This window comes from Phenylobacterium sp., assembly GCF_030697925.1.
GTDB lineage: Bacteria > Pseudomonadota > Alphaproteobacteria > Caulobacterales > Caulobacteraceae > Phenylobacterium.
This window is the reverse complement of the sequence record NZ_JAUYOJ010000198.1, coordinates 1-10882: the sequence shown is the minus strand read 5'-3', so window position 1 is coordinate 10882 and position 10882 is coordinate 1. Positions and strand designations below refer to the sequence as shown.

The window sequence follows — 10882 nt, the reverse complement described above, 5'->3', positions numbered from 1 at the left end:
AATCACCTTCTCGTTGGTGACGTTCTTGATGAAGCCGACGATCTCTAGCCCCATCCCGTCGTTCACCAGCGTGAGGGTCAGGTTGACGTTGTCCCACCCTTTGATCTGATCTGACGGCGCATTATAGATGCGCGCGAACGTTTTCGTCTGGTGGTAGTAGTCGCCGCGAAGTGTCGTGTCCCAGTCCCCGATCACCCAGGTGTATTGGGCTCCGAGCGAGACAGTCCAGTGGGGCGCGTTGGGCAGTTCCTTTCCGCTCAACGGAACGAGCACCCCATCGGAGATCAGGGACCCGAACGGGTTAGTGCCGGCCGCGATGGCGCCGGAGCCGTTGATATTGGTTCCCGCGCCCGCCGCGCTCGTAACGTCGCAGACGCCCTTCAGAACCCCTGGGATGCCGGAGATCAGGAAAGGGTTGCCCGCCGCATTCGAGGCGGCCAGGGCGGTCTGCGCGCCGGTCGTGGTGACCACGCAGTTTGAACCGAAGCTGTTCTTGACAAGCGTGAGGTCGCTGCGCCCGCCCGTTCGGTTCGCCACATCGACGGACCCGGCGTTGCCGAGCTTCGTATCGAGGTAGCCGATCGCCGCGTTCAAGCGCAGGCCCTGGAGCGGTTGCCAGATGGTCTCCAGTTCCGCGCCGTCGACCTTGGCGTCGATGTTTTCGTTGATCGTCGTGCGGCTTTGGATCTTCGCGACCTGGTAGGCCCCGTAGTCGTAGTGGAACGCCGTGAGGTTCAGTTGCAGCGTCCCGTCCAGCAGCGTGTTCTTCGTTCCGACCTCATAGGCGTCGATCAGCTCCGGCTTGAAGGTCGCTGGGTGAGGCTGCACGCCCAGACCTGGGCTAAACGGCGGGTTCACGCCGCCAGCCTTGTAGCCTCGCGAATAGAAGGCGTAGATCAGGGTGTCGTTCGTGAAGCTCAACTCGGGCTTCCAGTCGAAGCCGAAGCGCCCGGTCGGCTTCTTGAACTTGGCCCTGAGGACCGCCGGCTGCCCCGGCAACGGACCGAGGAGTCCGATCCCCGGCTGCTGGATCGCCCCCGGAATGTTGTCGACGCTCTTGTCGTCGACCGTGTAGCGCAGGCCGAGGGTGACCTTCAGGGTATCGGTCGCCTGCCAGTAGAGCTCGCCGAAGGCGGCATAGGACTTTAACGAGTAGCGCTGCGGCAGATAGAGGTAGTTGTGGCCGCGCCCCGTCATCTCGGGATTTGGGTCTACGGCAACACACGGAGCTGCCGAGAAGCAATTAGGGTTCCCCGTCCTGAGCAAATTCTGAATCTGCGCGAACGCGGTGGATGCATTGAAGGCGACGCCGTAGATTTGGCTGTTGCTGTATTTAAGGTATAGGCCGCCGATGTTGAAGTTTATCGGGCCATCGAAGTCCGATTGCAGTCGGACCTCGTGACTCCACTGGTCGCTGTGTGTGTCCGACACATCGTAGAGAGCTTGGTAATTGAACGCGCCGATCTGTGGGTCGCTGACGACGCCGCCTGGGAACGCGAGAGAATAGAGCCCCGCGTAGCCTGGAACCCCGGCGAACACGTTGACCGGGTTGGGGGTCGCGTTGAACGGAACAGTGGGCGTGTAGCGGGTGAAGTCCTGCCGATTGGTCTGGTCGAACAGGCTATAGGAAGCGAGCCAGGACAGCTTCAGCGCGGGTGTGACATCGAACTCGGCATTGAATTCGTAGGTGTCCGTCTTGGACTTGTACTCCGGATCGAACGGTGACTCGATGTTGCGGATATTGGGCGACTGCGTCTTGCCGGCGTAGGAGTCGCCTGTTTGAAGGCCCACGTAGGACGCGAACACCCCATTGACCGTACCTTGCGAATTCAGCGTGCCGAGCCCGTTCGGCGCGTAGGGCGAGGTCGGCAGACAGCCTTGGTTGAAGTAGCCGCGCTGAACCTGGGCGACGGGCGGGACCGCGGAATAGGCCGTGCCGCCGATGTTCGGCGGGCCGGGATCCTTGACGCAGTACTGCTTGCCGGTCCGAGAGCGGGCATCGTGCTCCTCAAAATGGTCCAGCAGCGCCCAGGCGCGAAACCGCTCGGTTGGCAAGAAGCTGACGGTCAGCCGGCCGTTCCAGAGGTCGCGATCGTCAACGCCCTCGTTGGTGACGACGTTCTTGCCGAAGCCGTCACGCTTCAAATAGAAGCCGGCCGCGCGGACGGCGATGAGCTCGCCCAGCGGCAGATTGATCATGCCGCTGAGCTTCTTGGAGTCGTAGTTGCCGTACTCGCCGCGGACGTTGGCTTCGAACACGTCCTTCGGCTTGGTGGTGATGAGGTTCACCACGCCGCCGGTCGCGTTGCGTCCGTAAAGGGTGCCTTGCGGACCGCGGAGCACTTCGACGCGCTCCATGTCAAAGAACTCGGCCTCGAACAGGTTGTTGGCGATCAGCGGAACGTTGTTCAGGTGGATGCCGGTGCCGGCGTCGCCGGAAGCGGCGGAAAGCTTGGATCCGATGCCGCGGATCTGGAAGTTGTAGCCCGTGAAATTGCTCTTCGCGAAGTTCACGTTCGGCACGGCCAGCACCAGGTTCGGGCCGCCGTCGATCTTCGACTTCTCGAGGGCGTTCTGGTCGAAGGCGGAGACGGCGATCGGCACGTCCTGGAGCGCCTCGGCCTTCTTCTGCGCCGTGACGACCAGTTCCTCGATGACGTTCGAGGGGGCGGACTCCGTCTGGGCGATGGCCGGGAGGGCAACGCCGGCGAGCGCCGCCGCCGCCACGCCAGCGGCCAGCAGCTTTCGGCGGCTCACCGCGACTTGCGCCCTGAAACTCGCGCCAAGGCTGAGACCCGCGCACGGGTCAAGATTTGTTGGCATCCTGGTTTCCCTTCCCTTTTTTCACCGGTCCGGCCCGATAGGCCGGATCTCGCCCCTGGTCGCGCCGCATCGATGCACCGCAATTATGAGTTCAAAAAACGTACTTATCAGCAGGGTGAGCGCATATGGGCATATGAGGTAGTTTTTGTGAAGCCGCGCAGGGCCGGAAACTCCATGCCAGTTCGAAAATGACACGCTTTGAAGCCGATTGTGGCCTAGCCGTCACGCTGGGCGAGGTCGAAGCACGGTTTGAATTTCAGGAGGCCGTGCAGTCAGGGCTTGCGTTGGCGGCCTCGAGGGGCCTTGACCTGCACGAGAGGCGAGCCTGTGGCTAGGGCTTCGGGCGTGACGTTCCGCTGTCGTGGGTTTCGGCCCAGAGCCGGATCGCTTCAAGGAGGGGGGACAGCGCCTCCCCCTTCGCCGTGAGGCGGTATTCGTGGCGGACACCGTTATAGGGATGACGTTCCAGGATTCCTTCGTCAATCAGCAACTTCAGCCGGTCGGAAACGATGGAGCGGGAAAGACCATGGGTGCGCTGCAGATCATCGAAACGTGTCAGCCCGGCGAGACACTGCGATAGAAGGATCAGGGTCCAGCGATCACTGAGCACAACGAGCGCTCGCGTCGTCGCGTCCGGGGCGTTGCGGAGTTCAGACCACTTCAAGCCGCCTCCGTCCGGCGCGTCAGCCGATGCTGGTGGATGGCCCCAGGATAGTCGCGCCTTGGCCACCGGTCCACTTGGCGCGTTGGAAAAACACACTCACGTCCGAAGGGGCGGACGGTGATCGCTCGCTATGGCGCCGGCATGTTAAACGGCGCGCAATCGGGGCTCTGACTCACTTTTGATGAAATCGTGGCGCCGGCTCTCGTTGGTTCGCAAGCGGAATCAACGCCATGGGTCAGACCGTCCGCTCGTCGTCGCTCGTGCCAGGCGGCTTGGTTGTCGAGCACGTCGAGACAAGCCCGGAACGCACGCTGATCAAGGTCCGCCCGGCGAGCGAGACGAGCGCCTGTCCGACGTGCGGAGCGCGCTCGAAGCCGATTCATAGCCGATATCTGCGCCGGCTGGCGGACCTCCCGTTGGCGGGCAAGCCGGTGCAACTCGAGGTCCTGGCGCGCCGATTTCACTGCGACGCCGTGCTTTGCGGCCGGCGGATTTTCGCCGAGCGCTTCGATAGGGAAGTGCTGGCGCCCTGGGGCCGCCGAACCGGTCGGCTCGAGCATATCGTCCACCATTTTGGACTGGCCCTGGGCGGGCGCCCGGCGGCGAGCTTCGCCCGCCGGCTGATGGTCCCCGCCAGCAACGACACGCTGCTACGGGTCGTGCGTCGCCGAGGAAGCCCGCGCTTCGTTCCGCCGACGGTGATCGGCATCGACGACTGGGCTTGGCGGCGCAATCAGCGCTACGCCACCCTCATCTGCGATCTCGAGCGTCGCAAGACCATCGCATTGCTGCCTGACCGCGAACCGGCGACGGCGCAGGCGTGGCTCTCCGATCAGCCGCAGATCAGCATTGTCGCTCGCGACCGCGGGGGAGGCTATGCCTTGGCGGCGGCCAAGGCGCTGCCGCGGGCCGAGCAGGTGGCGGATCGTTGGCGCTTAATGGAGAACGCAAGCCGCGCCTTCCTGGACGCCGTGCGCAAATCCATGCGCCAGATCCGTGTTGTGATCGGCGCCGCGACCATCAATCCCGACCTGCTCACCGCCGCGGAGCGGATCCAATACGAGGGATATCTTCGACGGGAGGACACCAACGCCGTCGTTCTGGGCTTGGCCAAAAATGGGGTCTCTATCAAGGAGATCGTCCGCCGCACCGGGCACGGCCGCGGCCTTGTCCGCAAGGTGCTCTGCGGCCAGCACACCGACGTGTTCCGCGTCCGCGAAAGCTCGCTGGAGCTTCACCTGCCGTGGCTCGACGCCCAGTGGGCGGCGGGTGAGCGCAACGCGACGGAGCTGTGGCGGCGCCTGAAAGCGCAGGGCTTCCGTGGTTGTCGTCGGGTCGTCACCGAATGGGCGACCCGGCGGCGGCGAGCGGACAAAGTCGACGGCGACGCCCTGAGCCGAGCGCCTTCAGCTCGAACGATCGCACGCCTCACGACCGTCGGTCGCGACACTCTCTCCAAGTCCGAGACCGTCACGGTCGCCGCCATCGAGAGCGGCGTGCCCGAGCTGGTCGAGGCGCGAGAGATCATCGCCGCCTTCCAGGCCATGATCCGGAAGAAGTCCCTGGCTGAGCTAGACCCTTGGCTGGAACGCGCGCGATCGAGCCTGGTCGCCTGGTTCGCCAATGGCGTCGTCAAAGACAAAGCCGCCGTCAGCGCAGCGATCTCCTCCTCCTGGTCCAGCGGCGAGCGCCTTCAACGCATCCTTGTTCTGGTGCGGATTGAGCGTGGCCACGACGATGGCGCCGGACTTCAGCGCGGCGACCTCCTCGTCGACCGGGGCGCGGACCTTGAACAGGATGTCGGCCTTGCCGATCGCCTCCTTGGCGGTCTTGGCCAGGGTCGCCCCGGCCGCCGCATAGTCGGCGTCCTGATAGGAGGCGGCCGTCCCGGAGCCGGCCTCGACCACCACCGAGAACCCGCTGGCGATCAGCTTCTTCACCGTCTCCGGGGTGGCGGCCACGCGCGTCTCCGCCGCGCGGCGTTCCTTGGTGACGGCGATGACGGCCATGGTGTGGGTTTCCATCTGCATCCGCGCGCCGATCCGCTACCGGGCTGGCGGCGCAAGGCTGCGCCCGCGCGCCTGCACCGCCGCGCGGCGCGCCGCGACCATGTCGGGGGTGACCTCGGCGTTGTGGGCGACGGAACGCTCGTGCTCCAGTCCGAGGCCTGCCCCGAGAGCCAACTCATAGCCGTCGTCGATCAGGGCCTTGTAGACGACCAGCATGTCGAGATCGGTGTCCGCCATCTGCTGCGCCAACTGCAGGGCGACCGGAATCAGCTCGTCCGGCGCGACCACGCGATTCACGAGGCCCCAATCGTAGGCGGTCCTCGCGTCGAGGAAGTTCCCCGTCAGCGACAGCTCTTTGGCCCGATAGGGGCCGATGCAGCGCGAGAGCTTCTGCGACAGGCCCCAGCCGGGCGTAATGCCGACCCGGGCGTGGGTGTCGGCGAAGCGGGCGTTGGTGGAGCAGATGATCACGTCACAGGCGAGCGCCAGTTCGAAACCGCCGGTGATCGCAACGCCGTTGATCGCGCCAATGACGGGTTTGGAGCAGGCGAGCACCGCGCGAACCGGGTTCTCGGCCGGATCGACAGCATTGGCCGCCCCCATGCCGAGCGGATCGGTGGAGAGTTCCTTCAGGTCCAGCCCCGCCGTGAAGGCCCGCTCGCCCGCGCCGGTCAACACGATCGCCTTGACCTCGGGATCGCCGTCCAAGACCGCCATGGCCTCGTGCAACGCGCCGCGCAGCGCCTTGGAGAGCGCGTTCATGGCGTCGGGCCGGTTCAGGGTGACCACGGCGACGCCGGCAAGCGGCCTTTCGACCAGCAGCATGGCGAGGCCCGGCTTGCTCACGCCGCTTCCAGGATGGTGGCGATGCCCTGGCCGCCGCCGATGCACTGGGTGGAAAGGGCGAAGCGCTTGCCTTCGCGCTTGAGGATCTGGGCCGCCTTGCCGGTGATCCGGGCGCCGGTGGCGCCCAGCGGGTGGCCGATGGCGATGCCGCCGCCATCTAGGTTGACCTTCTCCAGCGGGATGCCGAGCTCACGGAGGCAGGCCACGGCCTGGCTACCGAACGCCTCATTGATCTCCACGATGTCGATGTCGTCGATGGTCAGGCCGGCCCGGGCCAGCGCCTTGCGCGTCGCCGGGACAGGGCCCATCCCCATGATCTCTGGGGGGCAACCCGCCGTGGCCACCGCCCGGATGAGGGCCAAGGGCTCGAGGCCATGCGCCGCGGCATAGGCGGCCGAGGTGATCAGAGTCGCCGATGCGCCGTCGGTGAGCGGTGACGATGTGCCGGCGGTCACCGTGCCTTCGGGCCGGAAGGCCGGCTTCAGCCCGGCCAACCCTTCAAGCGTGGTCTCAGGGCGGAGGCACCCGTCCGTGTCGATCAGACCATCGTCCGTCAACACGCCGGCGATCTCGGCGCGCAGGCGGCCGGCGGCCTGCGCGCTGGCGGCCTTCTGTTGCGACGCGTACGACAGCGCCTCCTGATCCGCGCGCGACACGCCGAACTGTGCGGCCACGTTTTCCGCCGTCTCGCCCATCGAGATGTAGGCGGCCATCAGCTTCGGATTGGGGGTCGAGTTGAACCCGCCCTGAGGCACCTGGGTCATGGATTCAACGCCACCGGCGATGAACGCCTCCCCGGCGCCGATGGCGATCTGACCCGCAGCGATGTGGATCGCCGACATGGACGAACCGCAGAACCGGTTCACCGTCATGCCGCTCACCTCGATCGGCAAGCCGGCCAGCAGGCTGGCGATGCGGGCGACATTGTCCCCTTGGGCGGCTTCTGGATACGAGCAGCCCAGGATCACGTCCTCCAGCGTGGCCGGATCCACGCCCGTTCGCTGGATCAGCGCCCTGATCGCCGTCGCCGCCAGGTCATCGGGCCGCACCTGGGCCAAGGCGCCCTTACGGGCGAAGTGAAAGGGGGTGCGGACATAGCCCGCGATCACCGCCTGCTGCATGTTCAGGACCTCTAGGAAATTCGTTGTGAAGCGTCGTTTAGCGTCGCGCGGAGCGCCTAGGCTTGGCGGGCGTCCGCCGCTTGCTCACCAAGGTTCGCCGGCGGGCCGGATCTCTTGCTCGAAGGTCCAAGCATCCTTGGCCTGCTGGTGAAGGGCCCAATAGGCCTCGGCCACGGCCGCCGGACGCATCAGGACCCGATCGGGCATGGCACCGTCGCCCGCGGCCTGGCGCATGCGTTCGCGCACCCAGGCGGTGTCCACCCCTGAATCGATGACCAGGTGCGCAACATGGATGCCCTGCGGCCCCAGTTCTCGCGCGGCCGACTGAGCCACGGCCCGGAGCCCGAACTTGGCGCTCGCGAAGGCCGCATATCCGACGCCACCGCGCAGACCGGCCGTCGCCCCTGTGAAGAAGATCGAGCCTGCGCCGCGGGGCAGCATGTGCCTGGCCGCTTCCCGGCCGCTGAGGAATCCGGCGAAGCAGGCCATCTCCCACACCTTCCGAAAGACGCGCGAGGTGGTCTCCACGAGCGGGAAGTTGACGTTCGCTCCGATGTTGAAGATCGACGCCTCGATCGGCGCCGTCGCCTCGGCCTCCTCATAGAAGGCGATCATCTGGTCCTCGTCACGCGCGTCGAGCCCCCTGGCCACGATGCGACCCCCGGCCGCCTCGATCTCAGCCTTCAGCGGATCGAGTTTCTCCGCCTGCCGGCGGCCGACGAAGACCGTGTAGCCCTCCGCCGCGAACCTTTTCGCGATCTCGCCGCCGATGAAGTCTCCCGCTCCGACAACCACCGCCGTGGCGTTGCGGGAAGGTCTCTCTGAACTGGATGAGCTGGACATTTGAGATCCTGTTGTTGGCGCTGGGCGGACGATCGCGAGGCGCGCGCTCTGAGGTGGGACGGGGACGCTCACCTTAAGTGCGTTCTTTTTTCACACTCGTCAAGCAACCTCGCCGCGATGGCCATCGGATGTTGATGCGAGACGCGATCAACGCGCCGCGGAGCCGCGATGCGGCGTGGCGGCGCCGGCGCGATCGAGTTCAGCAGCGATCATTTCTGCTAGAATCGGCTCCACCGCGGCTGACAGCAGGGGGCCGACAGACGTTGGACAGCCCAGGCGAAGGCACAGACAGATGACGCCATTGGCCGCTGCCCAAAGCGCCTGCGCGCCCGCCTCGATGCGCGAGCGATCATCGGGGGACCACCCGCTCACGCCGCTGAGGGCAGCTTCGAGCTCACGCAGGCAGGCCGCCTCCAGTTCGCGGCCCAGCGCCCATATCTTGCCCGACCGCGGCGCCGCGGTTCCGGCAAGAAGGAGTTCATAGACGTCGAGGTTCTGCAGCGCCCACGCCATGGCGGTCTCGAGGATCGCGAGCGTGTGGCTCGTCGGACCGGACGGCGCCCGTCCAAGCGATTCCAACCGCGCCTTCAAGGCGCTCGCCTCGGGCTCGCAGGCGGCCAGGACGAGGCCCTGCTTTCCGTCAAAGTAATGGTAGACGGCGGCTGCGGACACACCCGCCTCCGAGGCGATGCCGCGCACCGTCGCGGCCTCGAAACCGACCTGCCCGAACACATGCAATGCGGCGCGAATGATCCCCTCCCTCCCGCCCCGACGCGCGCCAGACCGGCCGGACCCGCTACGACGGCCCGGGCGTCGCATGGCAGGGTTCAAGCGGCTCGACCGAGCGCGATGTAGCGCTCCAGGTGATGGTCCACGTCGCCGAGGAGATGGTCCAGCATCAGGAGACGTTTCACGTAGTGCGAAAGCGGCAGCTCCCAGGTCATGCCGATGCCGCCGTGCAGTTGGACCGCTTCCTCCGCTACGAGAGCGGCCGTGCAGCCAAGGGTGTATTTCGCCGCCGAGAGGGCGCGTTCGCGGGAGACCCGGGGTCCGTTGAAGGCCGCCATGGCATTGGTCAGGGCGGACCGCGCCTGTTCGATCTCGATCAACACCGTGGCCATACGATGCTGCAGCGCTTGGAAACTGCCGATCGGCTGTCCGAATTGCTTGCGGGTGCGTAGGTATTCGGCGGTCATCTCCCTGACGACATCCAAGGCGCCGACGCCATCGGCGCACAGTGCGATGACGCCCGCCCCTACGGCCTTCTCGATCGTCTCGAAGGCTTCGCCCACCGGACCCAGCAGCCGATCCGCCCCAACCTCGACCTGGTCCAGCACGACTTCGGCGCTCCGCGCGCCGTCGATGCCCACATAGCCGCGGATCGAGAGCCCCGGAGCCCCGGCGCGGACGAGAAAGAGCGACACGCCCTGCTCGTCGTCGGCCACGCCGGACGTGCGGGCGGAAACGATGAACTGGTCGGCGGCGTCGCCGTGGGACACCACTGCCTTGGCGCCTGAGAGACGCCAGCCCCCCTCGCCCGCCACGGCCGCGGTTTCGACCCGGCCGAGCTCATAGCGGCTTCCGGGCTCCTGGTGGGCGAAGGCGATGACGGCGTCACCCGCGATGATGGCGTTCAGCAGCGTCTCCGCCTGCCCGCCCCCGACGCTCGCCAGGCAGCTCCCCGACAGCAGGCTCGCCAGAAACGGCCCCGCGACCGCGCCGCTTCCCAGCGCCTCGAAGACCGCGGCGATGTCGCCGGGGGCGCCGCCGTAGCCGCCCAGTTCCGGATCGAACAGCGCGCCCAGCGCGCCGAGCTCGGCGAACTGTTTCCAGGCCTCGATGCTGTAGCCGGGCGCCGTGCCGGCGAGTCTTGCGCGCGCCTCGAGCGGATGGCGCTCGGCGACGAAGCGGCGGAGGGAGTCGCTCAGCATCTGCTGGTCGGATGTGGGCTTGAAGTCCATGGCTGGTGTTCCGCTCAGAGCTTGAGGATGGCCTTGGTGATGATGTTGCGCTGCACCTCGTTGGAGCCGCCGTAGATCGTGAGCTTGCGGCTGTTGAGGTAGGCCGGCGTAACGCCGGGCGCGTAGTCCGGGCCCACGGGCTCGGCGTTGGAGCCGGGCGCGAGAACCTCGGGCTGGAACGGAAGAGCATAGGGTCCCAGGGCGCGGCGCATGAGGCTGCGGATCTCTTGATGGACCTCGGTGCCCTTCACCTTGAGCATCGAGCTTTCGGCCCCCGGCGCGCCGCCGGCCGCGGCGGCGGCGACAACACGCAGGGTCGTGGTCTTGAGATTCTCGAGTTCGATCTCGACCTTGGCGATGCGCGCGGCGAAGAACGCATCGTCGGCCAGCGGCCGGCCGCCCTTGGTTTCAGTCCGCGCGATGTCCTTGAGCAGCCCAAGCGCGGCCACCGAGGCGCCCACCATGGCCATGCTCGTCCGCTCGTAGGTCAGCAGATACTTGGCGTAGGTCCAGCCCTGGTTCTCCTCGCCGACCAGGTTGGCGACAGGGGCGCGAGCGTCGGTGAAGAAGACCTCATTGACCTCGTGGTCGCCGTCCAGGGTGATGATCGGCCGG

At 66.5% G+C, this 10882-nt stretch carries 8 protein-coding genes and 2 pseudogenes; 1 reads left to right on the top strand and 9 read right to left on the bottom strand.

Annotation, left to right across the window (positions count from 1 at the left end):
• Both Q8Q88_RS19015 and Q8Q88_RS19010 read right to left on the bottom strand, forming a co-directional pair.
• A partial coding sequence (locus Q8Q88_RS19015; RefSeq protein WP_305676754.1) for a TonB-dependent receptor occupies positions 1-2757 on the bottom strand: 2757 nt, incomplete at its 3' end.
• A 397-nt stretch (positions 2758-3154) separates the two neighbouring features.
• Complete coding sequence (locus tag Q8Q88_RS19010) at positions 3155-3487, bottom strand: helix-turn-helix domain-containing protein (protein ID WP_305676753.1); 333 nt, start codon at positions 3485-3487, stop codon at positions 3155-3157.
• A gap of 230 nt (positions 3488-3717) precedes the next feature.
• Here Q8Q88_RS19010 and Q8Q88_RS19005 point away from each other — a divergent pair.
• Positions 3718-5214 (top strand): annotated as a pseudogene (locus Q8Q88_RS19005) (ISL3 family transposase); the annotation flags it as partial.
• Here the strand turns inward: Q8Q88_RS19005 and Q8Q88_RS19000 are convergent.
• From Q8Q88_RS19000 to Q8Q88_RS18970, 7 genes and pseudogenes are all read right to left on the bottom strand, one after another.
• Positions 5170-5496: pseudogene (locus tag Q8Q88_RS19000) on the bottom strand (NAD(P)(+) transhydrogenase (Re/Si-specific) subunit alpha); the annotation flags it as partial. The pseudogenes Q8Q88_RS19005 and Q8Q88_RS19000 overlap by 45 nt on opposite strands.
• 36 nt (positions 5497-5532) lie before the next feature.
• Entirely contained in the window at positions 5533-6342 is an 810-nt protein-coding gene (locus tag Q8Q88_RS18995; RefSeq protein ID WP_305676752.1) for an enoyl-CoA hydratase, read from the bottom strand.
• The gene (locus tag Q8Q88_RS18990; protein WP_305676751.1) at positions 6339-7463 is read right to left on the bottom strand and encodes a thiolase family protein; all 1125 of its coding nucleotides are present in this window, start codon (positions 7461-7463) and stop codon (positions 6339-6341) included. Before Q8Q88_RS18990 ends, Q8Q88_RS18995 begins: the two co-directional genes overlap by 4 nt.
• Before the next feature lie 84 nt (positions 7464-7547).
• Positions 7548-8306, bottom strand: coding sequence for an SDR family NAD(P)-dependent oxidoreductase (locus Q8Q88_RS18985; RefSeq protein ID WP_305676750.1), 759 nt, complete (start codon positions 8304-8306; stop codon positions 7548-7550).
• A gap of 147 nt (positions 8307-8453) precedes the next feature.
• Positions 8454-9125: a TetR/AcrR family transcriptional regulator gene (locus tag Q8Q88_RS18980; protein WP_305676749.1), complete on the bottom strand. Its 672-nt coding sequence runs from the start codon at positions 9123-9125 to the stop codon at positions 8454-8456.
• Positions 9126-9133: 8 nt separating this feature from the next.
• Entirely contained in the window at positions 9134-10267 is a 1134-nt protein-coding gene (locus tag Q8Q88_RS18975) for an acyl-CoA dehydrogenase family protein (protein ID WP_305676748.1), read from the bottom strand.
• A gap of 14 nt (positions 10268-10281) precedes the next feature.
• Positions 10282-10882, bottom strand: a 601-nt coding sequence (locus Q8Q88_RS18970) for an acyl-CoA dehydrogenase family protein (protein ID WP_305676747.1), incomplete at its 5' end; no start/stop codon positions are given.